Annotated in this window: 30 protein-coding genes and 4 pseudogenes; 26 read left to right on the plus strand and 8 right to left on the minus strand. The window is 57.6% G+C overall.

Annotated features, from left to right (window positions below; all coding sequences use genetic code 11):
* Window positions 1-33: 33 nt before the first annotated feature.
* Window positions 34-348: a co-chaperone GroES gene (groES, locus tag PL597_RS13885; RefSeq protein WP_217006039.1), complete on the minus strand. Its 315-nt coding sequence runs from the start codon at window positions 346-348 to the stop codon at window positions 34-36.
* A gap of 276 nt (window positions 349-624) precedes the next feature.
* Here groES and PL597_RS13890 point away from each other — a divergent pair, with 276 nt between their 5' ends.
* The 5 genes and pseudogenes from PL597_RS13890 to PL597_RS13910 all read left to right on the plus strand — a co-directional run bounded on the left by PL597_RS13890 (window position 625) and on the right by PL597_RS13910 (window position 2,979).
* Window positions 625-897 carry an usg protein gene (locus PL597_RS13890; RefSeq protein WP_271365436.1) on the plus strand — a complete coding sequence of 91 codons (273 nt, stop codon included), beginning with the start codon at window positions 625-627 and terminating at the stop codon, window positions 895-897.
* Between the two features lie 93 nt (window positions 898-990).
* Complete coding sequence (locus PL597_RS13895; protein WP_271365438.1) at window positions 991-1,281, plus strand: hypothetical protein; 291 nt, start codon at window positions 991-993, stop codon at window positions 1,279-1,281.
* A gap of 166 nt (window positions 1,282-1,447) precedes the next feature.
* Window positions 1,448-1,921 carry an Hsp20 family protein gene (locus PL597_RS13900; protein ID WP_271365440.1) on the plus strand — a complete coding sequence of 158 codons (474 nt, stop codon included), beginning with the start codon at window positions 1,448-1,450 and terminating at the stop codon, window positions 1,919-1,921.
* Window positions 1,922-2,000: 79 nt separating this feature from the next.
* Complete coding sequence (locus tag PL597_RS13905; RefSeq protein WP_271365441.1) at window positions 2,001-2,300, plus strand: DUF982 domain-containing protein; 300 nt, start codon at window positions 2,001-2,003, stop codon at window positions 2,298-2,300.
* A gap of 92 nt (window positions 2,301-2,392) precedes the next feature.
* Window positions 2,393-2,979 (plus strand): annotated as a pseudogene (locus PL597_RS13910) (IS6 family transposase).
* A 54-nt stretch (window positions 2,980-3,033) separates the two neighbouring features.
* On the opposite strand, the gene PL597_RS13915 reads toward PL597_RS13910, so the two are convergent.
* Window positions 3,034-3,327: a Fic family protein gene (locus PL597_RS13915; RefSeq protein ID WP_271365443.1), complete on the minus strand. Its 294-nt coding sequence runs from the start codon at window positions 3,325-3,327 to the stop codon at window positions 3,034-3,036.
* 649 nt (window positions 3,328-3,976) lie between these two features.
* Between PL597_RS13915 and PL597_RS13920 the strand changes: the two are divergent.
* A pseudogene (locus tag PL597_RS13920) lies at window positions 3,977-4,174 on the plus strand (nucleotidyl transferase AbiEii/AbiGii toxin family protein); the annotation flags it as partial.
* Window positions 4,175-4,226: 52 nt separating this feature from the next.
* On the opposite strand, the gene PL597_RS13925 reads toward PL597_RS13920, so the two are convergent.
* The gene (locus PL597_RS13925; protein ID WP_271365444.1) at window positions 4,227-5,186 is read right to left on the minus strand and encodes a LysR family transcriptional regulator; all 960 of its coding nucleotides are present in this window, start codon (window positions 5,184-5,186) and stop codon (window positions 4,227-4,229) included.
* A 174-nt stretch (window positions 5,187-5,360) separates the two neighbouring features.
* Here PL597_RS13925 and PL597_RS13930 point away from each other — a divergent pair, with 174 nt between their 5' ends.
* The gene (locus PL597_RS13930; protein WP_271365445.1) at window positions 5,361-6,218 is read left to right on the plus strand and encodes an SDR family oxidoreductase; all 858 of its coding nucleotides are present in this window, start codon (window positions 5,361-5,363) and stop codon (window positions 6,216-6,218) included.
* Between the two features lie 103 nt (window positions 6,219-6,321).
* Entirely contained in the window at window positions 6,322-6,693 is a 372-nt protein-coding gene (locus tag PL597_RS13935) for a DUF1330 domain-containing protein (protein WP_149148723.1), read from the plus strand.
* Between the two features lie 147 nt (window positions 6,694-6,840).
* Here the strand turns inward: PL597_RS13935 and PL597_RS13940 are convergent, their stop codons facing one another.
* Entirely contained in the window at window positions 6,841-7,260 is a 420-nt protein-coding gene (locus PL597_RS13940; protein ID WP_271365446.1) for an RrF2 family transcriptional regulator, read from the minus strand.
* 176 nt (window positions 7,261-7,436) lie between these two features.
* Here PL597_RS13940 and PL597_RS13945 point away from each other — a divergent pair, with 176 nt between their 5' ends.
* Entirely contained in the window at window positions 7,437-8,408 is a 972-nt protein-coding gene (locus PL597_RS13945; protein WP_271365447.1) for an alpha/beta fold hydrolase, read from the plus strand.
* Between the two features lie 205 nt (window positions 8,409-8,613).
* On the opposite strand, the pseudogene PL597_RS13950 reads toward PL597_RS13945, so the two are convergent.
* Window positions 8,614-8,910, minus strand: a pseudogene (locus tag PL597_RS13950) (DNA-binding protein); the annotation flags it as partial.
* A gap of 75 nt (window positions 8,911-8,985) precedes the next feature.
* Window positions 8,986-9,321 carry a hypothetical protein gene (locus PL597_RS13955; RefSeq protein WP_271365535.1) on the minus strand — a complete coding sequence of 112 codons (336 nt, stop codon included), beginning with the start codon at window positions 9,319-9,321 and terminating at the stop codon, window positions 8,986-8,988.
* A gap of 240 nt (window positions 9,322-9,561) precedes the next feature.
* Here PL597_RS13955 and PL597_RS13960 point away from each other — a divergent pair, with 240 nt between their 5' ends.
* From PL597_RS13960 to PL597_RS13985, 6 genes and pseudogenes are all read left to right on the plus strand, one after another.
* Window positions 9,562-10,173 carry a glutathione S-transferase family protein gene (locus PL597_RS13960; RefSeq protein ID WP_217005576.1) on the plus strand — a complete coding sequence of 204 codons (612 nt, stop codon included), beginning with the start codon at window positions 9,562-9,564 and terminating at the stop codon, window positions 10,171-10,173.
* Between the two features lie 57 nt (window positions 10,174-10,230).
* Window positions 10,231-12,288 (plus strand): 2Fe-2S iron-sulfur cluster-binding protein, encoded by a 2,058-nt coding sequence (locus PL597_RS13965; protein ID WP_271365448.1) that lies wholly within the window; start codon window positions 10,231-10,233, stop codon window positions 12,286-12,288.
* 125 nt (window positions 12,289-12,413) lie between these two features.
* Window positions 12,414-12,962: a carboxymuconolactone decarboxylase family protein gene (locus tag PL597_RS13970; protein WP_271365449.1), complete on the plus strand. Its 549-nt coding sequence runs from the start codon at window positions 12,414-12,416 to the stop codon at window positions 12,960-12,962.
* 68 nt (window positions 12,963-13,030) lie between these two features.
* Window positions 13,031-13,258, plus strand: a pseudogene (locus tag PL597_RS13975) (DUF1348 family protein); the annotation flags it as partial.
* A gap of 24 nt (window positions 13,259-13,282) precedes the next feature.
* Window positions 13,283-13,630 (plus strand): hypothetical protein, encoded by a 348-nt coding sequence (locus tag PL597_RS13980; RefSeq protein WP_217005578.1) that lies wholly within the window; start codon window positions 13,283-13,285, stop codon window positions 13,628-13,630.
* 33 nt (window positions 13,631-13,663) lie between these two features.
* Window positions 13,664-14,554 (plus strand): LysR family transcriptional regulator, encoded by an 891-nt coding sequence (locus PL597_RS13985; RefSeq protein ID WP_271365451.1) that lies wholly within the window; start codon window positions 13,664-13,666, stop codon window positions 14,552-14,554.
* 524 nt (window positions 14,555-15,078) lie between these two features.
* Here the strand turns inward: PL597_RS13985 and PL597_RS13990 are convergent.
* On the minus strand, window positions 15,079-15,441 hold the full coding sequence (locus tag PL597_RS13990; RefSeq protein ID WP_149148713.1) for a transcriptional regulator: 363 nt from the start codon (window positions 15,439-15,441) through the stop codon (window positions 15,079-15,081).
* A gap of 93 nt (window positions 15,442-15,534) precedes the next feature.
* Between PL597_RS13990 and PL597_RS13995 the strand changes: the two genes are divergently transcribed.
* On the plus strand, window positions 15,535-16,074 hold the full coding sequence (locus PL597_RS13995) for a hypothetical protein (protein WP_254229242.1): 540 nt from the start codon (window positions 15,535-15,537) through the stop codon (window positions 16,072-16,074).
* A 138-nt stretch (window positions 16,075-16,212) separates the two neighbouring features.
* Here PL597_RS13995 and PL597_RS26335 read toward each other — a convergent pair whose 3' ends face one another.
* Window positions 16,213-16,362, minus strand: a complete 150-nt coding sequence (locus PL597_RS26335; protein ID WP_217006045.1) for a hypothetical protein — start codon at window positions 16,360-16,362, stop codon at window positions 16,213-16,215.
* A 63-nt stretch (window positions 16,363-16,425) separates the two neighbouring features.
* Here PL597_RS26335 and PL597_RS14005 point away from each other — a divergent pair, with 63 nt between their 5' ends.
* The 10 genes from PL597_RS14005 to virB10 are packed head-to-tail and all read left to right on the plus strand — an operon-like array spanning window position 16,426 to window position 24,326.
* The gene (locus PL597_RS14005; protein WP_217006047.1) at window positions 16,426-16,725 is read left to right on the plus strand and encodes a TrbC/VirB2 family protein; all 300 of its coding nucleotides are present in this window, start codon (window positions 16,426-16,428) and stop codon (window positions 16,723-16,725) included.
* A 2-nt stretch (window positions 16,726-16,727) separates the two neighbouring features.
* The gene (locus PL597_RS14010) at window positions 16,728-17,069 is read left to right on the plus strand and encodes a type IV secretion system protein VirB3 (protein ID WP_149148710.1); all 342 of its coding nucleotides are present in this window, start codon (window positions 16,728-16,730) and stop codon (window positions 17,067-17,069) included.
* A gap of 28 nt (window positions 17,070-17,097) precedes the next feature.
* Window positions 17,098-19,443: a VirB4 family type IV secretion/conjugal transfer ATPase gene (locus PL597_RS14015; protein WP_416372231.1), complete on the plus strand. Its 2,346-nt coding sequence runs from the start codon at window positions 17,098-17,100 to the stop codon at window positions 19,441-19,443.
* Window positions 19,443-20,141: a P-type DNA transfer protein VirB5 gene (gene virB5, locus PL597_RS14020; RefSeq protein ID WP_217006051.1), complete on the plus strand. Its 699-nt coding sequence runs from the start codon at window positions 19,443-19,445 to the stop codon at window positions 20,139-20,141. The genes PL597_RS14015 and virB5 overlap by 1 nt, the downstream gene beginning before the upstream one ends.
* Complete coding sequence (locus tag PL597_RS14025; protein ID WP_217006054.1) at window positions 20,138-20,371, plus strand: EexN family lipoprotein; 234 nt, start codon at window positions 20,138-20,140, stop codon at window positions 20,369-20,371. The genes virB5 and PL597_RS14025 overlap by 4 nt, the downstream gene beginning before the upstream one ends.
* 4 nt (window positions 20,372-20,375) lie before the next feature.
* On the plus strand, window positions 20,376-21,311 hold the full coding sequence (locus tag PL597_RS14030; RefSeq protein ID WP_271365457.1) for a type IV secretion system protein: 936 nt from the start codon (window positions 20,376-20,378) through the stop codon (window positions 21,309-21,311).
* Window positions 21,312-21,346: 35 nt separating this feature from the next.
* Window positions 21,347-21,613, plus strand: coding sequence for a hypothetical protein (locus PL597_RS14035; RefSeq protein ID WP_217006058.1), 267 nt, complete (start codon window positions 21,347-21,349; stop codon window positions 21,611-21,613).
* A 3-nt stretch (window positions 21,614-21,616) separates the two neighbouring features.
* On the plus strand, window positions 21,617-22,288 hold the full coding sequence (locus tag PL597_RS14040) for a virB8 family protein (protein ID WP_217006060.1): 672 nt from the start codon (window positions 21,617-21,619) through the stop codon (window positions 22,286-22,288).
* A complete protein-coding gene (gene virB9, locus PL597_RS14045) occupies window positions 22,285-23,139 on the plus strand; it encodes a P-type conjugative transfer protein VirB9 (RefSeq protein WP_217006062.1) in 855 nt (284 codons plus the stop codon). The genes PL597_RS14040 and virB9 overlap by 4 nt, the downstream gene beginning before the upstream one ends.
* Window positions 23,140-23,153: 14 nt before the next feature.
* The gene (virB10, locus tag PL597_RS14050; protein ID WP_271365459.1) at window positions 23,154-24,326 is read left to right on the plus strand and encodes a type IV secretion system protein VirB10; all 1,173 of its coding nucleotides are present in this window, start codon (window positions 23,154-23,156) and stop codon (window positions 24,324-24,326) included.
* Window position 24,327 lies beyond the last annotated feature (1 nt).

The following is a 24,327-nucleotide window of genomic DNA, read 5'->3' on the forward strand; positions in this document are numbered from 1 at the left end:
GCAGCTTTTTGACTGGTGGGCGGCGGTGCGTGACTAGGCAGCCTGCTTCTGCTCGGCCTGGGCTTCGATAATGCCCAGAACGTCGCTTTCCTTCATGATCAACAGATCCTCGCCGTTGATCTTGATTTCGGTGCCTGACCATTTGCCGAACAGGATGCGGTCGCCAGCCTTGACGTCCAGTGTCTGGATCTGGCCCGCCTCGTTGCGTGCACCAGGGCCGACGGCAACGACTTCGCCTTCCTGCGGCTTTTCCTTGGCAGTGTCAGGGATGATGATACCGCCTTTGGTCTTTTCTTCGGATTCGACCCGGCGGACGAGAATGCGATCATGAAGCGGTCGGAACGACATGTTTTCCTCCGTTGAGCAAAAATGATGACGTTGAAGACCCAGACCGGACCGGATGACCAGTCCGGGGGGTGCGAACCTCACTTGAGCGTCCGCGGGCAAAATCTATTTTCGAGATTTTTCGATTTCAAGAGGGCGCATGCAAAAAATTAGCACTCGGGCGCGGTGGATGCTAACATGCTGTAAAGGAACAGAAAATTTATATATTTCGTTCGAAAACATGTTGATGGCGGAAATGTTTTGCATCACCATCATCGCGTCACGAAACGGAGATGAAGCATGCAATTCTCATCGGATCTGGAACGGCAATTGAGCGGCTACGGCTTGACCACCGCGCATATCCTTTATCGCGTCCCGGACTTTGAATCCGTTCTCCAGACCTACGTCTGGCAGGACTACGATCTGGCTCCCGATTTTCCCGAGATGCACAGGTTCCTTGACTTCTGGAGATCGACCCTCGATGGTCCTCTGCACTCTGTCCACTACAGCCATCAGCGCCTGATCGGGCCCAACGAATGGCGGCGTGTCGATGGTGAGTTCAAGCTGCACTAGGCTTGAACCGGACACGTCCACTTCCTAGCTCATCCGGCGATCGGGGCTTGATGAGCCCGGTCGCTTTCCCACGTCTGTATGGAGTGAGACCAAATGGAAGAAAACATTAAAATCATCAAGGACGCTAGCATCGCCGAGAGGGAAGAGATCATCGTTGATTTCGCGCGGTGGCTTGAGACCGCCTCGCAGGAGGCCTTTGTCTACGGTGAGGGTTGTTTTGCATTGTTGTCTGCGAATATGGCGGAAGCCATCCGCATAAACGCCGACGAACTGGCACGCGACACTCCCGAAACCACCGAGCGGGTATTACAACAAGCTTGCGAGATGATCTCGCAGTTCAAGGCGGCTTATCCGCATCGCGTTCTCAGCCGATCGGTACATTGAAAGCCGGACGGTGCGAATTCGGTAAATTTTTTCCGCAGTAGATCTTGAATCGGAAAATCGCCAAAACCAAATCGGTTGCCGCCAGCCGCTTAAGACAGGGTTGGCATTGCCGGGAGCGCCGCTTTTGGCACTCCCGTACCCATGTTGCTTCAAGGAGGATATGGCTATGGCAACATCTTACGACTATGCACCACTCTACCGCTCGAGCGTTGGTTTCGACCGGATCTTCAATCTTCTGGAGAACGCCCAGCGCACCCGGTCGTCCAACGACTGGCCGCCCTATGACATCGTCAAGACAGGGGACGACACATATCGGATCTCGATTGCGGTGGCGGGGTTTGGCCAGGACGATCTCGACATCAGTTTCCAATCCAACCTGCTGACGGTCGCCGGCAAGAAGCAGGAGGCACCCTCGGATGGCTACCTGCATCGCGGCATCGCTGGTCGCCCGTTCGAACACCGTTTCGAACTCGCCGACCATGTCCGTGTGAACGGAGCGGGTTTGAATAACGGTCTCCTGTCGATCGAGCTTGTCCGCGAGATTCCCGAGGCATTGAAGCCGCGGAAGATTTCGATTGAGAGTACGCCCGCGCTGACGTCGGCGGCTCCGGCACAGATCGAAGCACAGAAGGCAGCTTAATCTCTAAGTTTGTCCACTAAGTCCAAGGGCGCCATTGCGATGGCGCCCGTCAACATTCCGGGTTGGGAAGGAGAGAGATATGAAACCCGATATGTTCAGAAAACCTGTCACCATTCTTGTCGGCTTGGGCTTGCCTGCGGAAATCCGCTCCGTAATGGATGCCTATCGACACCTGGTCGAGTGGCCGGTTTCACTCAGAGACACCGCGCATTCGGTTGCTGTTAAAGCCTGTCAGGCGGCACTTCGCGGCGAGATTGAAGCAGAAACGGCGCGTGGAATGTTCACAGCATTTGCAGAAAAACATGAGCTTCTTGCCCCTGAAACATCCGCGGTTGTGACTTATCGGCTGTGTCGCGATAGGGATCCACACGTGGGGTGATGCAGCTCAAGAGGTTGACTGGTTGGCGCGACGCCTCACGGGGGCGTCGTCAACTTAACAGAATGTGGACGTTGATGTGCGAACGACGGTTCATGACAGACCGTGACCCACTCTACCGCCGCCATCGCTTTTCCGCTGAGATCATCGCCCATGCGGTCTGGCTCTATTTCCGTTTTCCTCTCACCCTGCGAATGGTTGAGGACTTGCTAGCTGCCCGTGGGATCACTGTCTCGTACCAAACAGTCAGGCTGTGGGCGGAGAAATTCGGTCGTGCCTTCGCCAACAAGATCCGACGCTGGTTCTCGTTCAAAGCCGCCAAAAGCGAAACGCCTGATGCGCAAGCTGTTGACAGGACAAGGTCGCTCACCGCGTGTGATGATTACTGACAAGCTGGTATCCGACGACGCAGCAAAGCGAGAGATCATGCCGGTGTTGAGCACCTTTCGCATAAAGGCTTGAATAATCGGGCAGAGAATTCTCGCCAACCTGTCCGGCGGCGAGAGCGGATCATGAAGCGCTTCAAGTCACAGCGACATCTACAACACTTCGTCTCTATCCATGATCCAATTGCCAACCTGTTCCACATTTCCGCCATTACATCTCCTCCGCCCATCATCGCCAATTGCGTTCGCAGGCGATGGACCTGTGGGCACAAATCGCTCGGGTACAAGCGGTATAATGCGGCCGGCGTCATCCTGCTGCTTCTCGGCCGATTAACTTTACGATGCCGTTTTTAGGGTGCCTTACTCATCGACCACGAGGTGCGCTCCGCGATGAATTCCGCGAACGGTTTGACGTTCATGAGGACGCTCGCCTGTTCAAGGCTGCCCAAATAAGTTGACCGATCCTCAACCCTGACCACTGTCCATGGAAAACCACCCGCGGCGAACATCGCGTTCATCAGGAAGCGCGCCATCCGTCCGTTAACGTCAGGATAGGGATGAACATAGCCTATCAACCAGTGGTCAAGGACTGCCCTAACCGCTGGTTCGCTTTCCTTCTCCAGTAGATCGAACAGGGCCTCCATTCCATCGGAACCGCTTCGGAACGCGGTGGTACATGCCATGATCTGCAAAGATATACAGGGTTGTTTCGATAGCCCACGATTGCGCTGGCTTTCAGGATACCTGCGGCGACCGAGGGGCCGAGCAGTTCGCGGTACCAATCCCTATGTTGCTTGCGGATAACGGCTCCTGCCGGTGCACCGCGGAGAATCTCATCGTTTTCAAGATATCGTCGGCGAACTCGCCTTTTCCTGTGCGCCGGAAATGCCCCGGCCAGACGGCCTGCCACGACCGAATGCCATCCGTCGAGTAATCGACCGAGGACACCCGACACATCGCGCATGGATTTCCGAACGATCTGAGCTTCGATAGGTGATCTTTGGAAAAGCGAACTCACAATGCCGCGTCTCATAAGGCAATGCCTGCGTCATTTCGCGTTTTTGGTGCCGCGATTCATCGCGGCATTCATGTTGACCTAAGCAGCCTGCATCAAGGTGCGAAAGTGAGATGGTGGTGATTGGATTCTTACGACGATGGATCGAACATCGGCGAGCTATCCGCCGCCGTTCGCTGGCCGATGCCAGGCGGCTTGCCGCAAAGGATCCGGTTGGTGCCTATTACCTGTGTTTCGGCATGGAATATTGACCCCTCTGGCGGGGTATCGGCGTCCAATTGGCCGCCGATACGGGGTTCGGAGACGCTATGACCGATGCGACGCAGCGCCCCGACTATCCAGCCCTGCTAGATTTTCCCGTTGCGCAGGTGAGTTCCTATCCGCCCGCAACGGTGATCGCCGAGAAGTTCCAGGCGATGGTGGCCCTTGGTGTTCTCAACGGGCGCATGAAAGACTATTACGACCTGTGGGCGATACCGCGCGCCGTCGGAGCCACCAGGATATCAGTCAGAACCGCCATTTCCACCCTCATCTATGCGCCGACCTACTACCGTCGACACCCAATTTTGAGAACGCTTCGTGCGAGGCTCTCGTCAACTCGACGAGGAAATCCTGCACGATATGTACACGTGAGGGCGTGTGACGTTTGTCGATCCGCACGGCGTAGAGCGGGACTTCACCGCTACGCCAATCGCGTAAAACCTCGGTCACGACACGTTGCTTCCAGTCGTCTATGCCGACCCACGCTGGTGCATAGCCTACCCCAACTCCAGACCGGATCATGTCCCAAGCCGCTTCTGGATCATCGAAAACATGTCGCGCCTTAGGCTGGTGACGAATCGTTTTTCCGTCCAGCGGGCTACGGAAACGCCAGCTTTCGACCTGCCCATTTGCCCGATTACGCAAACCTATAAGATCGTGGCTGGCGAGATCGGACGGAGTGACCGGCCGTCCATGAGCGCTGATGTAGTCGGGCGTCGCACACACGATCCACGGGAACGTACAGAGTTGGCGAACGAAGTGACCGGGCAGCCCTGACACGTCTCCGCCTCCGATAGCGATGTCGATCCCGCGCACTGCCATATTGAGGAAATCGGCGCTGAATTCGATCTCTACCGAAATGCTTGGGTTCGCACGGAGAAAATCCGGCAGGCGGGGCAGAATGCATCTCTTGGCAAATGAAGGCGGTGCGCTGATACGGACACGCCCCACAGCTCCTTGATGGCCAACTTCACCGATGGCGTCACGGGCTTCTTCCAGATCGCTCAGGAGCTTGATGCCGATAGCCAGTAGACGGTCCCCTTCGGGCGTCGTCGATAGAGAGTGCGTCGTCCTGTTGAGAAGTCTTACCCCGTGGGCCTGTTCCAGCCGACTGACCGCTTTGGACATCGCGGAGGTAGAGCTGTTCGCCCGCCTTGCTGCTTCCGAGAACGACCCGGCTTCGACGATGCGGGTAAACCAGAGGAGCTGGAGTAGATCGGATGACAAGGGCGGTATTGACATGCAGTCAACACTACCATGGCGGCATTCCGGGTTCAACCCGATCCCGATCGCGGCGATAAGTGGCCATCGAAGGCAATCGGACGGCATCGATGTGCACCGATCATCCTTCGCCCCTGCGTCAGCCGAGAGCTGCCAGGCCAACTTACCGGAGAAATCGAAATGGCTAAGACATGGTTTATCACTGGCACCTCTTCCGGCTTCGGCCGCGCTCTGGTTGAGCAGCTCCTCGCCCGGGGCGACCGGGTCGTCGGTACCGTACGCAAGATCGCAGCGTTGGATGACCTCAAGGCGCGCTACGGTGACCAGCTTTCGGTGGCGAGCCTGGACGTCACCGATACCAACGGCATCCGCGACGTTGTCCGTTCCGCGTTCGAGGAGCTAGGACACATCGACGTGGTCGTAAACAATGCAGGATACGGCTTGTCGGGCGCTGCGGAGGAATTGACGGACGATCAGATTCGCCTCCAGATCGACACCAACTTAATCGGTTCCATCCAGGTCATTCGTGCTGTCATCCCTCATCTGCGTCAGCAGGGTGGCGGTCGCATTCTCCAGCTCGCATCCATGGGTGGCCAGATCGCCATACCGAACCTCAGCGTCTACCATGCGACAAAGTGGGCGGTCGAAGGCTTCATGGAATCCGTTGCGCAGGAAGTCGCTCCGTTCGGCATCGAAGTCACGATCGTCGAGCCGGGTCTGGCACGGACGAACTTCATGGGGGGCAGCATGGTGTCTGGACAGCCGATGGAAATTTACGACAGGACCCCGGTCGGAGACTTCCGCCGCGCCGTCGAGCAAGGTCTGGTCCCGAACAATGGCGATCCGGTCAAGATGGCGAACGCCATGATTGACTCCGTCTACGCGAACCCCGCCCCCCTCCGTCTGGCTCTGGGAAGCGATGCTTTCTCCGCCATTCGCGGTGTACTTGTCAGTCGCCTCGCCGCGCTCGACGCTCAAAAGGCGATAGCCCTCTCAACCGACGTTGAAGAGGTGGGGTTGTTGCAGAACGTCGCCTGAGCAACGAGCACCGACGACATCTTATTCATCCCACGGCGCTGGTTTGGCACCGTGCGCCACGATGTCTCAGATGATTTAACAGACATGGAAAAAGAGGAAGACAATGGTTGCGTTTTCACCCACTGCGTTCGCCGAGTTCTTGGCCGCCAAAGATGACAGGGAAGTCATCATGTTGAACCTTCTGAGATTCGATCCCGATGGTGGCCGGGAGAGGCATCTTGAATATCTGAAAATGGCTGAACCGATCCTGGCTCGCTTTGGAGCGAAGATTTTGTTTCGTGGTAACGGTCTGCCCGTCCTCACGGAGGGCGAAACGCGTATGTGGGATTCGGTATTGCTCGTGCAGTATCCGGGGAGAGCTGCGTTTAAAGCGATGGTTGACGATGCAGAGTATCAGCGCGCGTTCCAGGTCGGTATCTCGGCACTCGCAGATATTGTCCTGCAGCCGCTGACGAGGGCTGACGATCTGATCTGACCTTGTCGCAACGCCTTTACGGCGATCTTCGGGCGGCGGGAAGGTATACTCCTGTCGCCCGTAGTAACATCGGCAATATGCGACGACCGATCTGAACCGATGACCCCATTGCGCTGAAGCGCCAATTGCGGTCATGACTGGCGCCGCTTACTTCGTTGCGAGTGCCGTTTCAGCGATTTGCGCCAGCGTCGTTGCCGCGTAAGCTTTTTCCAATTCAGCTTCCGCGACCCTATGAGCATGTTCGAGAACGGCATTCGAAGCGCGTTCGACTGGACAATTGGGATGGTCCCGGGATAGGGGGGCAGGTAGCATTTGCCCTTCGATCAAAGCGCGCTGCACATCCAGGACCGTGATCCGATCGAGCGGGCGGGTTAGCTTCCATCCGCCTCCACGTCCACCTTCCGACTCGACGATTCCGTGGTTGCGCAGGCTTCCAAGAGTGCGGCGCACGACAACCGGATTTGTGTTTAGCATTTGCGCAATCCGCTCAGACGTTTCTCGGCCTCCGAGCAGCCCCATGTGAACGAGCACGTGCAGCATCCTCGCGAGACGACCATCACTTTTCATTGGCAATCTTTCTGCAACATATTTTGTTACGGTATCTTGACCTCGCTCACTTATGTGTAACATATGTGGTTACGATAAACGATGCAAATCGTAGGCTTCGCCGAACCGTTATGGCCGCGGCAGCGCAATTCGTTGTCCACGGTTCCGCCAGACAGGCGTTTAGTCAGGAGGCTCCTATGAAAGACACTGTCATTTCCACAGCCACAATCCGCATGAGCATCATCGAGGCTGGGCAAGGTCCGCTCATCTTGCTCTGCCACGGCTTTCCCGAAACCAAATATGCCTGGCGTCACCAGATCGAGGCCCTCGCGCGCGTCGGCTACCGCGCCGTTGCGCCCGACATGAGAGGATATGGAAAGACGGAATCTCCGGAACGCCCGGACCAGTACACCGCTTTCCACGCGGTAGGCGACCTCGTCGCGCTACTGGATGCTCTCGGCGAACGGCAAGCGGTCGTGGTGGGCCATGACTGGGGTGCCACAATTGCGTGGCAGGCCGCGCTGATGCGACCCGACAGGTTCCGTGCCGTTGTCGCTTTGAGCGTGCCGATGATGGGCCAACCACCTGTACCTCCTTCACAAATTTTCCCTCAGGATGAAAGGAGCCTATTCTATACCCTCTACTTTCAAGACCCGAATGACGCCGAGGCCGAGTTTGGACGGGATGTCGCACTGACGCTGCGCAAGCTGATCTTCGCGGCCAGCGGCGAAGCCGGGCCCCGTTTGCCCGGTGACAGCACCCCCAATCCGTTTGGCATGGTCTCCCGATCCACGGGTCTGTTGAAGAGCCTTCCGGAACCCCCTGCGCTGCCGGACTGGTTGCCCGCCCTCGACTTCGACCGCTTGGTCAAGGACTTCGAGGCATCAGGCTTCCGAGGTGGCTTGAACTACTACCGTAACCTCGATCGAAACTGGGAATTGCAGCATCTAGCCGCTGGCCTGCCGATCACAATTCCAGCGCTGTTCATGATTGGCGAAAGGGACACGGGTCTCAACATTCCGGGAATGGATCAGATCATCGCGGCAATGCCGACGCTTGTTCCCGATCTGCGAGGATCACACGTCATCCCAGACGCCGGTCACTGGCTTCAGCAAGAACGGCCAAACGAGGTCTCGGCGTTGATCCTGAGGTTTTTGGAAAGCGTCTAGGCGGCTTGGTTGCTGCTTTGCAATGGTGCCATTAGGTCCACCTAGGCCGATGGCCGTCATGGAGCAAAAGCGCCGGAATCCACTCATTTTGTATATATCGTCGGTCCAGCGAGCCTCGACGAGACCGTCGAAGGCGCACTGAACCAGCACGTTGCGGAGGTGGAAGGGGTAGAGGACGCAGGCATCGTAGACCGCGACGGGCGGATTAGAGGCCATAGGTCTCGATGAGGTCCTCTGTGTCCTCGGCAAGTGCTTCCATCGCCGTCTGCCGTTTGTCGAGCTTCGACTTTAACGCGAGCACATCCTTCAGGAGGGCGCGGCGGTGTTTGCCGACGTAGCGGAATGGCAGATCGCCCCGGTCCATGCGGAGGACGACGAGCGGACGAGAGATGCCGAGAATGGTGGAAGCATCACTTGGGCTCACTTCCTGGTCCTCGGCCAGCACTGCAACGCGCTCTCCGCGCAGCATGGGCGCCGGAAGGGCTTCAACAGCCGCGGCGGCGCGTCCGTCGTCGAATGATTTGAAACTTTTTGGGCTTTGGAAGAATGGAGTTTCCGGCTCGGTTTGCGTTCTGATTTAAGCCGCTTTGGCCTGGTGGTTCAAGCGGCGCTGTCTGATTTTGTCTTCCGCAGAATGGCGCTTGCGCGTCGCGCGGCGGATGTCCTTGGCGGTGTTCTCCATCGCCGATGTCTGCGGCCCGGTTTTCTGTCTCAAGGGCGCTGATCCGGGACAGGGGTCCGCGATCGTTCCAGACTTGGCGAAGACATTGGTCGCCAGAAAAGGCGCAACGGAGATGGCTGCAAGGGCCCCGTAAGAAGAGAACGGCGGCTGACATAGGGTGTGTTGGCGGTGTTCATGTCGAAGTTCCATGTTGCCTGAGACGATGGCCAGACAATATGCCTGCCGCCGCATTCAATAATCGGCATAGCGCGCAAGGGATTATTTCGCTTGGCGTAAGAGTTCCGCCAACTCCCCGTCATGCCGAAGCACCTTCAAACGTGAATTCCGGAAGCATGATGTCTGTACGCCGCACACTGTTGCATCTGGCGTAATGGTCCAGTGCCAAACATGAGTATTCAGCCGCCCGATCGCTCAATGCATCCTGTGTCTACGGATCGGGAACGAACCCGGCCTTCAATCAGGAGCGAACACATGAAACTCTATCACCATCCGCTGTCAGGTCACGCGCACCGCGCCCGACTCTTCCTTTCGCTGATCGGGATGCCCCATGAGCTGGTCGAGGTCGATCTGAAAGCTGGCGCCCACAAGCAGCCTGACTTCCTCAAGATGAACCCGTTCGGGCAGGTCCCGGTTCTGGCGGATGGCGATGTCTTCATCTCCGATTCCAACGCGATCCTGGTCTACCTCGCTAAGAAGTCGGGCCAGACGGAGTGGCTTCCTGAAGATGCCAAAGGGGCCGCGGACGTCCAGCGCTGGCTTTCGGTCGCTGCCGGTGAGATTGCCTACGGACCGGCAGCTGCGCGTCTGGTGACGGTCTTCGGCGCCAAGTTCAACGCCGAAGAAGTCATCGGCCGTGCCCATATCATCCTCGGCCGGGTCGAGGGCCATTTGCAAGGGCGGGAATGGCTGGTGGGCAGCCGCCCGACGATCGCGGACGTCGCGATCTACAGCTACGTCGCGCGCGCCCCGGAGGGCAATGTCGACCTCAGCGCCTATCCGTCCGTGAATGCTCTGCTGCGCCGGGTCGAGCAACTTCCGGGCTTCGTGGATTTTGTCAAAACGCCGGCAGGCCTTGCCGCCTGAGCTTCAATAGGGCGTGCGGGATCTCGCGCGCTCTTTGCCCTTTCCCGGAGAACGCAGATGTCCATGAAGTTCACAAAACTGCCGACGTGGCATGAAGGCGAGACCTTTATTCAGGAAAGGCCCGGCGTAAAGGAACGCATGGCCTCCGTCGGCCAGCGTGTCGTTCGCGATTACATGCCGGACCAGCACCGGGATTTCTACGCGCAACTGCCGTTCATCGTTCTCGGGAGCGTCGACCAGACCGGAGACGCCTGGGCGACGTTTGTCGAAGGCGAGCCGGGGTTCATGTCGTCACCTTCGCCCGTCGCGCTTGACATTGCTGCGCACCGCGATCCGAGCGACCCGGCCAGTGAAGGGCTGGCGGACGGCTTGCCGATCGGTCTCCTTGGCATCGAGATGCACACCCGTCGCCGCAACCGTATGAACGGCTTTGTGTCGACGATCGACGGTGGTTTTCGCGTCGATGTCGACCAGAGTTTTGGAAATTGTCCGCGTTACATTCAGCTGCGCGACTTTTCTTTCGAGCGTCAGCCGGGGACGTCTTTTCACGGTACAGTCGAGGAACTGCCGGCACTCGACGACAAGGCACGCGCGATCATTGAGGAAGCTGACGCGTTTTTTGTGGCGTCTTACGTCGATCGCGAAGACCGGCGCCAGGTGGATGTTTCCCACCGCGGCGGCAATGCCGGATTCGTTCGCATCGGCGACGATGGCGTTCTGACGATCCCGGATTTCGACGGCAATCTCTTCTTCGCAACGCTCGGCAACATCCTGCTGAACGGAAAGGCAGGACTTCTGTTCGTGGATTTCACCACCGGCGACATGCTGCAGATGACGGGGAAAGCCGAAATCATTTTCGATTCGCCCGAGATCGCCGCTTTCCAGGGGGCAGAGCGGTTCTGGACATTCAAGCCGACGCGCATTGTTCGGCGCCGTAATGCGCTGGCTCTGAGGTGGGCTTTCCAGAAGGACGGCTGGTCCCCAAGTTCCCTGATGACGGGCAGCTGGAGCGAAGTGGTCGACCGTCTTCGCGCCGCAGAGTTTGCTGAAAGCTGGCGGCCAATGACCGTCACCGCGATCGTCGATGAAAGCGCGACGATCAAGTCTTTCCACCTCCAGCCCGGCGATGGCGCAGGGCTGCTCCCTCACAACGCCGGTCAACATCTCCCTATCCGCATAAAGCTACCCGATGTAGAAAAGGCGGTTATTCGCACCTATACCCTTTCGGTCGCGCCGTCCGACGGTCTCTACCGCATCAGCGTCAAGCGAGACGGTCAGGTATCACAGTTCCTGCACGATACCATTTCCGTCGGCGATGTCATCGAGGCGCGCGCGCCGGCCGGCGACTTCAGCATCGACGCCCGCTCGACACGCCCGGCGGTGCTTCTTGCGGGGGGTGTCGGCATTACGCCGATACTCGCGATGCTCCGTCATGTCGTCTATGAAGGGCTCCGCAAGCAGCGCGTCCGCCCAGTGACGCTATTCCATGCGTCCCGCTCCAAGGCCGATAGGCCGTTCGATCAGGAGATCTGGGATCTGGTCGGTGCAGCCAAGAGCGCCGTGCGGCTGGTCAGGGTCCTCAGTGATACCACGAATGCCGAAGAGGGCAGGGATTTCGATGCCGCAGGGCGGATCGATATGGCGATGCTGACTCGGTTTCTTCCCTTCAACGACTATGATTTCTATCTCTGCGGGCCTCCCCAGTTCACACAAGGACTCTATGACGGGTTGAGGGCTCTCAACATTGCTGACGATCGCATTCAGGCTGAAGCCTTCGGTCCGTCGTCGCTGGTCCGCACGGGGCACGCCACACCAGCCCTGATACCTACCGCCACGCAGCCATCCGAAAAACCTGTGCCCGTCATATTCACGAATTCCCTGAAAGAGGCGCGGTGGACTCCAGGTTCCGGCACCCTCCTGGAGCTTGCCGAAGCGCGTGGCCTCGACCCCGAATTCAGCTGCCGCGAAGGCAACTGCGGCACGTGCCGGACGAAGCTCGTCAAGGGTGCCGTCGCATACGTGAAGCAGCCCACAGCGAAGATCAACGCCGATGAAGTGCTCCTGTGCTGCGCTGTTCCTGCTGAGCAGGAAGGCGGCCTGCAGCTCGCTGTCTGAGAGCTCGATTGCTGCGCCCGGCGTAACGGTCCTTTGTTTCCTTTCGATGTTCAGCAACCTCCCCCACCAGTTCATATTCAATCTCAAGAGAGCGACGTCCCTCTCAAACGAAAAAGGAGAATACAATGTCACGCATTCCTACCCCCGCCACGATCGCCGACGCTCCGGAAGCCTCTCGTCCGATCCTCGAAACCATCCAGAAGCAGATCGGATCCGTCCCGAACATCTTCCGGCTGGTTTCCAACAGCCCCGCCGCATTGACGGGCTTGACGTCGCTCCAGGGCGCACTCGGTAAAGGTAAACTCCCGGCGGCCACTCGCGAACGCATCGCACTCGCCATGGCTGAAGCCAACGGCTGTGACTACTGCCTCTCGGCCCACACCTTCACCGGCACGAAATTCGCCAAGCTCGATGAGAGCGAGATCGCTGCCAACCGGAGAGGCACTTCGAACGACCCCAAGGCGGCGGCGGCTGTCGAATTCACCCGCGCATTGATAGTGGCCCGTGGTTCCGTCGCACCAGCCGAAATCGCCAAGGTTCGTGACGCCGGCTACAGCGACGCCGAGATCGTCGAAATCATCGCCCATGTGGCCCTCAACACCTTCACGAACTACGTGAACGAGGCTCTCGATACCGAGATCGACTTCCCCCGGATTGATCGCGCGGCTGCGTGACCGAAGCCCTCAAGAGGCGGCGCAAGATGCGCCGTTTCTCGCCAATAAAGACAAACGTCATCTGAGGCACCGGCAACCGCATTGCCGTCCGATATGCCTGCGAATATCGCGACGACAGCGGCCAGTGGTTCCGCGTCTATGGCAACGAGAACTGGGAATTTGCCGAAGATGGCCTGATGCGGGAACGTCATGCAAGCATCAACGAGCACCCGATCGCCGAAGCGGATCGCAAGTTTCGTTGGCCGCCGGGCCGCCTGCCGGACGACCATCCTGGCCTGAGTGATTTCGGCTTTTAGACGGCTAATCAAGGAGATAGAAAAATGGCCAGCTCGTCAATTGATCCGCGGGTAAGGCTTTCAATAGAACTGGCTCTGACCGGAACAAATGCGAGCAAATCGTGGCTTGCGCAACAGGAAGAAGCCGGTCGTGCCCTTGGCATGACCGGCGCTGAGATGGACATCGCAACGCGGGGGAAAAGCTTCGATTTCAATACGTCGGTCGCTCTATCGCTTGCGTTGAACCCCTGCCGCGAAACGCACCAACGCGCACTGCGCGCCGGACTGTCGGAAGAAGCCTGTGCGGAGATAGGGCGCATCTCCAGGCTTGCTGTTCGCCAATCGCATGACCCTCTGCTAGAGGCTCTTGAGGGTTGGGTTACAAGCCCTTAGGGTCTTGGAAACGCGAATGCTTTGGGGGAGTGGATGGATCGCTGGCAAGCAATGAAGATCTTTGTAAAAGTCGCCGAAACGGAAAGTTTCGCAGACACTGCGCGCCAGATGTTCATGAGCGCTCCGGCTGTCACACGTGCCGTCGCCTCACTCGAAGACCTCATTGGAGCGCGCCTCCTGGTGCGAACAACCCGCTCGGTAAAAATGACCGAAGCGGGCGTTCGCTATTTTGAGGATTGCCGTCGGATTCTTGCCGATATCGCTGAAGCAGAGGCGGCTGCCGGCGGTTCCTACACGACGCCGACGGGAACGCTATCCATCACTGCGTCCGCGCTGTTCGGGCAGATGTACGTGCTTCCGATCGTAACCGACTACCTCGATACCTATCCCACCATGAAAGCCAGGACGCTGTTCATCGATCGACCGGTCAACATCGTTGAGGAGGGTATCGACGTGGCAGTGCGTATTGGCCATCTCCCCGACTCTAATCTCACTGCCGTGAAGGTTGGTACGGTCCGTCGCGTCATGTGTGGTTCTGCGAAGTATTTTGAGCGCTTTGGTGTTCCGAAAACGCCGGCCGATCTCAAAGACCACCGTATCGCGGCTTCCACTGCAGCCTGGGCTTCACCTGAGTGGAAGTTTGGCAACGACCTGCGAGTATCCGTGGATGCGGCTCTGCAATGCAACACCAACGAAGCGGCGATCCAGTCGGCACGCGAGGGATGGGGCCTGACCAGGGTTCTCAACTACCAGATTGGCCCAGCTCTCGTAGCTGGCGAGCTCCAAATCATACTCAGTGAATTCGAAGAACCACCTTTACCCATACATATCCTTCATCCGGAGGGTCGGCACGCTCCAGCAAAGGTGCGCGCCTTCGTCGATATGGCTGCATCAAGGCTGCGCGAGAACCGCCTTCTCAACTAGCCCGTCAATATCACCGAGCCAGGCCTGAGCTCGTGGTGCGAACTGCGTCCGCCCGCCGTCTCTTTGCGCGGGATTGCCGTTGGACCAGACAACAGCCGCGGCCAAGAGGAGCAATAGTCGTACCGTAAGTCGATCCCTGGGATCGATCCGTCGGTGGGCCTTAACCTCCGCCGGACGATTTTTTGATCGTTGATCTCGACATGGAAGCAGGCGCGTTCTCCTTGTGAGTGATGCCGCATTGGTATCATTCGTAAGTCCTGGTTCAAAACTGAAACCACATGGCCCGGCTTCAGATGAACTGGAAGTCATTCCCGGGCGGCCTTGCTGGTTCCGGCACGTGCGCCAACGACATCTCAAGTTGGATTGTGACATGGTCAAAGCTGGCCTCCTGCCTGCGATCCCGGCGCAGGAGGGAAAACCGATCCGTTCCAGCCAGTGCCGGCCATGCGCAAGCGGCATGGCATGGACATACCGGACCCGAGAGGGCTTTCAGATTAGATCTGTGAAAAACCTGTTTGGTAAAATCAGAAATTTCCGATCGTAACGTCACCACCAAGTGCGGCAAAAACCTGCTGCGAAAACTCAAACTGTCGAGCTGTTCCTCGTCCCATTGAGTTTCTGCCCAGCGTTTCCTTAAGGATGCCGCGCCGAACCAGGAGATCGATGGTTTCCACCACTCCGCCGCGCGTCATTCCGGTAATCTCTATTACTTTTGAGAGGGTTAACTTCTGATGCGCCTGATGCATGAGATAGAGAATATTCATCATGCCGATCTGTTTGATGCGCGACTGTGCCGATTCACCTTCGATCGGCTTCTCTAGGATTTCACGCACTGTAAATACGGATAAGGCTTGGGCCTGCCATCTCTCACTTAAATTGCTTGCCATCGATTTAACTATCCATTATTTGCATAGTCAAAGAATTGAAACGAGTCGCCGTTCAGTTGGGGCGGAGGTTGAGGAAACCGGAGGGTAGTGGGCATGAAGAGCCTTTTCTTTCGATTAATCATGACAGCGTTGGGGTTCGCTTCACTATATACCATGTCGGAGCAAAGTGCTCATGCCGACGAATGGGGGTGTCAGGTTATCCTGTGCTTATCCAACCCGGGCGGCCCAACTCAATATAGCGAATGCAGGCCGCCTGTCGAAAAGCTTTGGAGGTGGTTGGCAAAAGGGCGTTCGTTTCCGAATTGCTCGGGCGTCGGTTTTCAAACCTCTCGCCCATTTTACGAACCATACCATTGCAGCGACGGTTACCGATTATCCGCTGGCTACGGTCCCAAAGGACGTGACGCGACGTGTATTTCGACGTCGCTGCAGACCGTGAATCACAGCTTTTGCCGATCGGATCGGGATGGTGGGGATGCAAACAACAGCCTTGTCGCATCGCCGCGGTGGCAAAGGGTAGACGGACGATACCAGTGCCTGGCCAATACCCTAAAGAGACCGCTGGTCCGCGAGAAGCCTCGATATGTCGATGTGACTATCGATGGCGTCGGCAAGCAGAGAGTGTGGTTCTGAACATGCCCGTTGCCTTCCCAGATCTTGCGCAGGCCTGTGCGCCCTTCGTTGCAACGGTGGCTCCCGCAGGTGTGGTCAGCCTGCAAAGCCGGTTCGCTCCGTTCAACATCCGGATCAACAGCGGTGCACGGCTTCGGCTCAATCAACAATCGGCGGCATGGGGGAGGGGTCGCGGACAAACGCTGCGGTGAACTCGTCCCAGGCATACGTCGCAGCCGAGGTGGCGGCGGAAAACAGCTTCGGGGAAGCATCCGCGATCTCAACGGCGTCCGCGTGGGACGTTTTCAAGACCCGGCGCCGGTCATCCGTCCTGGTGTTTCAGGACAATCAATTGGAATTGGAGCAGAGTGAATGATAATCAGTTCCCGTATCAGGCCCGTCGTCACTTCGTTCGTCATCGCTGCCGCCATTGTGGTGACGATGGTTGAGCCCGCCTTCGCGCAAGCCGCCGGTATCGAAACCGTCCTGCAGAACATCGTCGACATGTTGACGGGAAACATTGCCAAGCTTCTGGCTGTGATTGCGGTCATCGTCATCTGCATCGCCTGGATGTTTGGCTACATGGACTTAAGGCGAGCGGGCTTCTGGATCATCGGCATTGGCGGCATCTTTGGTGCCACCGAACTCGTCAACACCATCGTCGGCGGCTGAAGATGGCAGACGGACGAACGGTTATCGAAGAAGACACACTCTTCATCGCGTGCACACGGCCCGCGATGATTGCCGGCGTCACGATCGAGGCTATGGGCTTCAACATCATGCTCACGACGATCCTCTATATCGTCGCCGGATCAATTTCCTACGCGTTCGTCGGCATCGTTTTTCATCTCATCTTCCGAGCGCTGGTCAAGCACGATCACAACATGTTCCGCATCCTGCTTGCCTGGATCGAGACACGCGGCCGGTCACGCAACAGCGCCTATTGGGGCGGGGCAACACTTTCGCCTCTCAGACTGGCACGCCGCTTCGACAAAAGGGATATTGGAATTGCCTGACATCGCAAAACTCAGATCACGCGAACTCATGCCAGAGGCTTTTATCCCTTACGTGCGGCACGTAGACGAAACGACAATTGCGCTCGAGTCCCGCACACTCATGGTCATGGTCGCGCTCGCAGGCGTGTCCTTCGAAACCGCCGATCTGCTCGACCTCAACGCGCTCCATCGCGACCTCAACACACTTTATCGAAATATAGCCGATGAGCGGCTCGCGATCTGGACCCATCTCATTCGGCGCAGGGACAGCGATTATCCGGGTGGAACGTTTGCAACACCATTTGCTGCCTCGCTCAACGAGAAATACCGGGAACGCATGGCGGGCGAACATCTGTTTCGCAATGATCTCTATCTGACCGCCCTTTGGTCGCCAGCACGTGACCCTGCGGACAAGGCGGGAAAGCTGCTCTCGCACCTTCGGCGGTCAAAACGTCTCGATATGGAGCTGGATGGGGAGGCTCTGAAACAGCTAAAAGACAAGGTCGCCAATATAGTGTCGGGCTTGAGGCGTTTCGAGCCACGTGTCCTTTCTCTATATGAACAGGAAGGCATGCTCTTTTCTGCACCGAGCGAGGTGCTGCACCAGATCGTCGGTGGGCGGCGTGAGCGTGTGCCACTGACCGAAGGCCGCGTCGCCTCGGCAATTTACTCTGATCGCGTAATCATAGGTCGAGAAACGATCGAGATCCGACATGAGGCAGAAAGCCGCTTTGCCGGCATGCTGAGCTTCAAGGAATATCCGGCTCGCACCAGGACAGGCATGTTGGACGGAGTGCTGAACAGTCCGTTTGAGCTCATCCTCTCACAGTCGTTCTGCTTTGTGTCGAAGGCGGACGCACGCATCATCATGGGACGTAAGCAAAACCAGTTGGTAAGCAGTGGCGACAAGGCAGCTTCCCAGATCGATGAACTTGACGATGCGATGGACGACCTGGAGTCCAACCGCTTCGTGATAGGCGAGCATCACCTGACGCTCTGCGTCTTTGCGCCCGCGTTAAAGGAATTAACAGACAATCTGGCAAAAGTCCGCGCCAGCCTGACCAGTGGCGGGGCTGTCGTTGCGCGTGAGGATCTCGGCCTTGAAGCGGGATGGTGGGCGCAACTTCCGGGCAATTTTCGCTACCGCGCGCGCTCGGGTGCGATCAGTTCGAAGAATTTCGCAGCACTGTCACCGTTCCATTCCTATCCGATCGGACAGAAGGACGGCAATGAGTGGGGACCTGCCGTCGCCCTGCTCAAGACCGCCTCGGGCTCGCCCTACTACTTCAGTTTCCATCATGGCGATCTCGGCAACACTTTCATGTGCGGTCCGTCCGGAGCGGGCAAAACCGTGATTGTCAATTTTATGCTGTCACAGCTGGAAAAGCACGATCCACACGTGGTGTTCTTCGACAAGGATCGCGGTGCGGAGCTTTATGTTCGCGCTGCCGGCGGTACCTACCTGCCGCTGAAGAACGGGGTCGAGACCGGCTGCGCTCCTCTGAAGGCACTCGACCTGACGCCGGAAAACAAGGTGTTTCTGGCGCGGTGGGTCGGCAGGCTCGTGGGGTCAGCGAAGCGGGAACTGACGGTTACCGAACTTCGCGACATTTCGGGGGCAATTGACGGCCTTGCCGACCTGCCCGCCGATCAACGGACGATAGGGGCTCTGCGAACTTTCCTCAACAATACGGATCCGGAAGGGATCGCCGCCAGGCTCCGCCGATGGGAGAGGGGAGGACCGCTTGGCTGGGTCTTCGACAATGCCATCGAGAATATCGGCTTTGGCGATTTGCGCGGATCAGGCAAGTTCATAGGCTACGACATGACCGACTTCCTCGACAACGAGGAAATCCGCACGCCACTGATGGCCTATCTCTTTCATCGCGTCGAGCAACTGATCGACGGCCGACGGATCATCATCGTCATTGACGAATTCTGGAAGGCGCTACGCGACGAGGGGTTCCGCGATCTCGCGCAAAACAAGCTGAAGACCATTCGCAAACAAAATGGATTGATGCTTTTTGCCACGCAAAGTCCGCGCGACGCACTGAACTCGCCGATCGCGCACACGATTATCGAGCAATGCGCGACACAAATATTCCTGCCCAACCCGCGCGGTAATCATGCCGATTATGTCGAAGGGTTCAAACTCACGGAGCGCGAATACGAGCTCATCGCTCGCGAGCTTTCGGTCGAGAGCCGGCGGTTCGTGCTGAAGCAGGGACACAACAGTGTCGTTGCCGAGCTCGATTTGAACGGTTTCGATGACGAGCTCGCCATCCTCTCGGGCCGGACCGCCAATGTCGAACTTCTCGACGCGATCCGCGCGGAGGTTGGAGATGACGTTGAGACCTGGCTTCCCGTTTTCCAACAGCAAAGGAGTGCAAGCTGATGACTTCCTATCGACTTCGTGGCGTACTACTCGGCGCGGTGCTCATGCTTGCCGCTGAAGGCGCGGTAGGTCAGGGGATTCCTGTCAACGATCAGGCTGCGATTGCCAAGCAGATCGAGAGCATCGCACAGCTCAAGTCGCAACTCGACGCGCTTAATGCGCAGATCGAGCAGGCTCGAGAGCTTTATGGCTCGCTCAACAAACTGACCGATATGGCGGATGTGGCCAATATTCTCAACGATCCGGCAATCCGCAAGGCGCTTCCCTCCGACTTCGCCGCCATTGAGGGATTGCTCAAAGGCAACGGCACCGGCGCGTTCGGCGATTCCGCCTCAAAGTTTCTAGAAGGGAACTCGGCCTACCGCACTGACGCCGATGATTTCTACGCGCAGGAATTGTCCCGGATCCAGAACAGGAATGCCGGACAGATGAGCCTTGGTGAGCAGATCTACGATGCGGCGACCAGGCGCATCGACGGGATTGATCAGCTACGGGTAAAGATTTCCACGGCTGGCGACGCCAAGGAGATTGCCGACCTGCAGGCTCGGCTGCAGGCCGAACAGGCATTCCTGCAGACCGACGTCCTGCGGATGGAGGGGCTGAGGATGGTGCAGCAGGCGCACAACCAGGTCGACGAACAGCGCAAGGCGGAGGATTGGCGCCAACGGATGGACGCTATGAAGGCGGCGTTGCAGTGAGGCGCCCTCTCATCGTCTTTTGCACGTTGCTCTTGGCGGCTTGCTCGCAAGAGGCGGAGCGAACTCACACGGTTGACGAGTTCGTCGCCGACACCGGATTACTGTCCCGCACGATCTCCGAGTGCCGCAACAACCCGGGTGAATTGCGCCAGACGCCCAATTGCCTGAACGCGGAAGCGGCCGACGTTAAGCTCCGGCTCCAGAACATGCGCAAGGCATTGGGAGGCTGACAAAATGTACCAGGTGTTTGAGTTTATCGACGGTCAGTTCAAGCGGCCGTTGGAGATTTTCGTCTCCGATGGAACGTCGAACATAGCCGAATGGGTCGATGGTCCGTTGACGGTGGCAGTGACACTTTATGTTGTCCTCTACGGCTATCTCATCCTTCGGGGCTCGGTCCAGGAACCCATCCTTGACTTTACCTTTCGCGCGATGAAACTCGCGATCATAGTCATGTTGGTGAAGAACGCCGGCGAATACCAGACCTATGTCACAAACATCTTCTTCGATGTTTTGCCACGCGAGATCGCTCAGGCGCTGAATGCAGGTACGGCGCTAAGTGCCAGCACCTTTGACATCCTGCTGGACAAGGGTCAGGCCTCTGCGGCCGATATCTGGACAAGAGCGTCCTGGCCGATTGACGTCGTCACGGGTGTGGGCGGCATAATGGTGATCGGCATCAGCTTTCTGGTGGCGGGGATCGGTTATGTTGTTTCCCTTTATGCACGGTTGGCACTGGCGATCGTCCTGGCGATCGGGCCGATTTTCATCGCGCTTGCCATGTTTCAATCGACGCGCCGTTTTACGGAAGCCTGGATCGGGCAGCTCGCAAACTTCGTGATCCTGCAGGTGCTCGTCGTTGCCGTCGGTTCGCTTTTGATCTCCTGCATCGACTCGGCCTTCACCGCAATCGACAGCTACAGCGATGTCCTTATGCGCCCTATTGCTCTTTGCGCCATCGGGATAGCCGCACTTTATGTATTCTACCAGCTACCCGGTATTGCATCGTCGCTGGCGTCTGGTGGCGCCTCGCTGGTCTATGGTTATACGACCGCACGCGATGCCCATGAAGGCATGCTGGCCCGAGGAGCCTCTTACACGGGTCGGATGATTGGTCGCGGTGCCCGGTTTGCCCGCCGCGCCTTCGGATCAAGAAATGCCAGCGTATAACACCCAATCCGGAACAATAAATAAAGGCCTGCTGAATGATTAAGCCTGCCCTGTTGCTCGTCTTTTCAGCCGCACTTGTCGGCTGCGTTTCAATCACCCACCCCTTGCCAAAATGCGACGGCTATTCGCGCCGGCCAATGAACCGCTCGATGTGGGGCTGGGACGGCGACAGCAAGCTGAAGCAGCAGCAATCCAATGCGAATTCGTCCACGTCCGTCACACCCTTCACCGAAGAGGCCAGCCAGACCGCAGTTTTTGCTTATCTGGATATCGACGCTTCCTATCGCCGCTGTGAGGGATGAGACATGGTGACGGCAGATAATCTCAAGAGCTACTTCGACAAAGCACGCCGTTTCGATCAGGACCGGATGATCCAGGTCGAGCGATCGAACAGGATTGCCTGGTCGATCGCCATAGTGTCAGGCATCGTCGCCGGTATATCCGTCTTCGCGGTCGCGGGTCTTACACCCCTCAAGACGGTTGAGCCCTTTGTGGTGCGCGTCGACAATTCCACCGGCATCGTCGATGTCGTGTCGGCGCTGACATCGACGGCAGGCACCTACGATGAGGCGGTGACGAAATATTTCGCTGCAAAATATGTAAGGGCGCGCGAGGGTTACGTCTGGAGCGAAGCACAGGAAAATTTCCGCACCGTCGCCCTGTTGTCGACGCAGGCGGAGCAAACGCGTTTTTCGGCCCTCTACCGTGGCACCAATCCGCAATCGCCTCAGAATATTTACGGTCGCGGCGCCACAGCGAGGATCGATATCGCCTCGATCTCCCTCATCAATGAGAATGTTGTCTCCGTGCGCTACATGCGAACCATCAGGCGCGGCGAGGAAGTCCGAATGACTCATTGGGTTGCGTCGCTGACCTACTCCTACGCCAACGCTCCGATGTCGTCGACGGACCGTCTCGTAAACCCGCTCGGCTTTGTCATCAGCGAATATCGTGCAGATCCGGAGGAGGTAAGATGATGCGAACCCCATCAATCCTTGCGTTAATCCTTCATCTTTTGGCGTCGCCAGCGCTTGCGCTTGACGTTCCACGAGGTGCATCGCAAGACAGCCGTGTCCGGTTTGTGAACTACCAACCCTACAATATCACGAGGGTCGTCGGGTCCTTGCGGTCATCCGTACAGGTTGAGTTCGCGGCGGATGAAGAAATCGCCCACGTCGCTCTCGGTAACAGTGTTGCCTGGGAAGTTGCGCCTGCCGGCAACACCCTGTTCCTGAAACCGCGCGAGAACCAGCCGGTGACGAATATATCCGTGGTGACGACGCGCAGGAATGGCTCGACCCGTAGCTACCAGATGGAACTGACGGTGCGCGACGGCTCGGTGGAGGCTGGTCAAAACACCTACTTCTACGTCAAGTACAGATATCCGGACGACGAAGCCGAGCTTCGCCGCCGCGAGGCAGCGTCGAGGGCGCTTGCGGCCCAGGCGAAGGATGCCGATAATGTGCTTTCGCTTCACGAAGCATATGGCCCTCGAAACTGGCGCTATTCGGCTCAGGGCTCGCAGGCGCTGGAGCCGCAAAGTGTCTATGACAACGGCAAGATCACGACCTTCGCCTTTGTGGGTAATCAGGAAATGCCCGCGATCTATATGGAGAACTCCGATGGATCCGAAAGCCTTGTTCCGAAGTCGGTCGATCGAGATCTGGTGATGGTGCATGCGATCAGCCGCAAGTTCATCCTGCGTCGGGGCAAGGATGTGCTCTGCATCTTCAACGAAGCCTACGACCGCGTTGGTATCAATCCTGACACCAACACAACGTCTCCTTCGGTGGAGCGCGTCGCAAAGAGCGACATTTCCGGGCAATAATGAAGGGAATAGTCATGGATCAGGATGACGAGGATCGCATCCTCGGAGAGCGTGCCGAAATCGTGACCAGTCGCGGGGGCGACAACGACCCTGTTTTGAAACGCGGCGCTGTTGCAGTTGCGATCATCGCATTCGTTGGCTTCGCGTTTTGGTCAACGACGGGAAAGAAGGGAAGAGATGACAATGTTCAGCCTGAACGGATCGTTATTCGTCAGACGACCCCCTTTGAGGCTGCAAAAGAGAAAGTTGAACCGGAACAGACGCTGCCTGAAGTAAAACTGCCAACGCCTGTCGCCCAACCGGTTACTGAAGAGCAGGACAAACTGCTCGATTCCGCTCGCCGTGCACCCGTTATGGCCTTCAGTGGTGGCAACAAGAACCGGAAAGAACGGAGCGAAAGCGATAGCTATTATCCTTCCGACAACGGAAATTTCGTGCCCCTCGACAACAATGTGACCGTACAGAACCTGCAGAACAATGAGCAGGATCGTTTCGATGGCCTGCTGCGGCCAACGCGACTTGAAGGCTCAAGGGCCGGTACACTTGGAAACCGCGATTTCATCGTTGCTATGGGAACGTCTATTCCCTGCATTCTTGAAACCGCGTTAGCGTCCGACCAGCCGGGCTTTACCACTTGTGTGATCAACCGAGATGTCCTCTCTGACAATGGCAGGGTCGTGTTGATGGAAAAGGGCACGCAGGTTGTTGGCGAATATCGCGGCGGTCTTCAACGCGGACAAAAGCGCCTGTTCATTCTCTGGAATCGCGCAAAAACGCCGAAGGGCGTTATCGTCACTCTCGCATCACCAGCAACTGATGCGCTTGGTCGTGCGGGTGTCGGTGGCCATGTCGACACCCATTGGTGGGAGCGGTTCGGAAGCGCTCTGCTGCTTTCCATTGTCGGTGACGCAACGAGCTACTCAAGCCGTCGGCTTCACGACAGCGGTGTCGACGCGCAAAAAACCGTGGGTGCCAGTCAACAGGCGGCCGCCATCGCGGTCGAACAGTCCATCAATATCCCGCCGACACTCAATAAGCACCAGGGTGAGCCGGTTTCGATCTTTGTGGCTCGCGATCTCGACTTTTCCGGCATCTACAGTCTTCGGGTGACCGAACCCAGAAACCGCGTTTTCGATCGTGCAGTCCTGGGGGATTTTGCGCCACGATCGACGCTCTCAACGAAATAGG

Source organism: Agrobacterium sp. ST15.13.013, from assembly GCF_027956525.1.
Taxonomy (GTDB): Bacteria; Pseudomonadota; Alphaproteobacteria; order Rhizobiales; family Rhizobiaceae; genus Agrobacterium; species Agrobacterium salinitolerans.

Bases quoted from the DNA above. Each gene is read 5' to 3' on its own strand.
- groES (WP_217006039.1), bottom strand. From the start codon at position 348: ATGTCGTTCCGACCGCTTCATGATCGCATTCTCGTCCGCCGGGTCGAA.
- PL597_RS13890 (WP_271365436.1), top strand. From the start codon at position 625: ATGCAATTCTCATCGGATCTGGAACGGCAATTGAGCGGCTACGGCTTG.
- PL597_RS13895 (WP_271365438.1), top strand. From the start codon at position 991: ATGGAAGAAAACATTAAAATCATCAAGGACGCTAGCATCGCCGAGAGG.
- PL597_RS13900 (WP_271365440.1), top strand. From the start codon at position 1,448: ATGGCAACATCTTACGACTATGCACCACTCTACCGCTCGAGCGTTGGT.
- PL597_RS13905 (WP_271365441.1), top strand. From the start codon at position 2,001: ATGAAACCCGATATGTTCAGAAAACCTGTCACCATTCTTGTCGGCTTG.
- PL597_RS13915 (WP_271365443.1), bottom strand. From the start codon at position 3,327: ATGGAGGCCCTGTTCGATCTACTGGAGAAGGAAAGCGAACCAGCGGTT.
- PL597_RS13930 (WP_271365445.1), top strand. From the start codon at position 5,361: ATGGCTAAGACATGGTTTATCACTGGCACCTCTTCCGGCTTCGGCCGC.
- PL597_RS13935 (WP_149148723.1), top strand. From the start codon at position 6,322: ATGGTTGCGTTTTCACCCACTGCGTTCGCCGAGTTCTTGGCCGCCAAA.
- PL597_RS13940 (WP_271365446.1), bottom strand. From the start codon at position 7,260: ATGAAAAGTGATGGTCGTCTCGCGAGGATGCTGCACGTGCTCGTTCAC.
- PL597_RS13945 (WP_271365447.1), top strand. From the start codon at position 7,437: ATGAAAGACACTGTCATTTCCACAGCCACAATCCGCATGAGCATCATC.
- PL597_RS13955 (WP_271365535.1), bottom strand. From the start codon at position 9,321: ATGCGGCGGCAGGCATATTGTCTGGCCATCGTCTCAGGCAACATGGAA.
- PL597_RS13960 (WP_217005576.1), top strand. From the start codon at position 9,562: ATGAAACTCTATCACCATCCGCTGTCAGGTCACGCGCACCGCGCCCGA.
- PL597_RS13965 (WP_271365448.1), top strand. From the start codon at position 10,231: ATGTCCATGAAGTTCACAAAACTGCCGACGTGGCATGAAGGCGAGACC.
- PL597_RS13970 (WP_271365449.1), top strand. From the start codon at position 12,414: ATGTCACGCATTCCTACCCCCGCCACGATCGCCGACGCTCCGGAAGCC.
- PL597_RS13980 (WP_217005578.1), top strand. From the start codon at position 13,283: ATGGCCAGCTCGTCAATTGATCCGCGGGTAAGGCTTTCAATAGAACTG.
- PL597_RS13985 (WP_271365451.1), top strand. From the start codon at position 13,664: ATGGATCGCTGGCAAGCAATGAAGATCTTTGTAAAAGTCGCCGAAACG.
- PL597_RS13990 (WP_149148713.1), bottom strand. From the start codon at position 15,441: ATGGCAAGCAATTTAAGTGAGAGATGGCAGGCCCAAGCCTTATCCGTA.
- PL597_RS13995 (WP_254229242.1), top strand. From the start codon at position 15,535: ATGAAGAGCCTTTTCTTTCGATTAATCATGACAGCGTTGGGGTTCGCT.
- PL597_RS14005 (WP_217006047.1), top strand. From the start codon at position 16,426: ATGATAATCAGTTCCCGTATCAGGCCCGTCGTCACTTCGTTCGTCATC.
- PL597_RS14010 (WP_149148710.1), top strand. From the start codon at position 16,728: ATGGCAGACGGACGAACGGTTATCGAAGAAGACACACTCTTCATCGCG.
- PL597_RS14015 (WP_416372231.1), top strand. From the start codon at position 17,098: ATGCCAGAGGCTTTTATCCCTTACGTGCGGCACGTAGACGAAACGACA.
- virB5 (WP_217006051.1), top strand. From the start codon at position 19,443: ATGACTTCCTATCGACTTCGTGGCGTACTACTCGGCGCGGTGCTCATG.
- PL597_RS14030 (WP_271365457.1), top strand. From the start codon at position 20,376: ATGTACCAGGTGTTTGAGTTTATCGACGGTCAGTTCAAGCGGCCGTTG.
- PL597_RS14035 (WP_217006058.1), top strand. From the start codon at position 21,347: ATGATTAAGCCTGCCCTGTTGCTCGTCTTTTCAGCCGCACTTGTCGGC.
- PL597_RS14040 (WP_217006060.1), top strand. From the start codon at position 21,617: ATGGTGACGGCAGATAATCTCAAGAGCTACTTCGACAAAGCACGCCGT.
- virB9 (WP_217006062.1), top strand. From the start codon at position 22,285: ATGATGCGAACCCCATCAATCCTTGCGTTAATCCTTCATCTTTTGGCG.
- virB10 (WP_271365459.1), top strand. From the start codon at position 23,154: ATGGATCAGGATGACGAGGATCGCATCCTCGGAGAGCGTGCCGAAATC.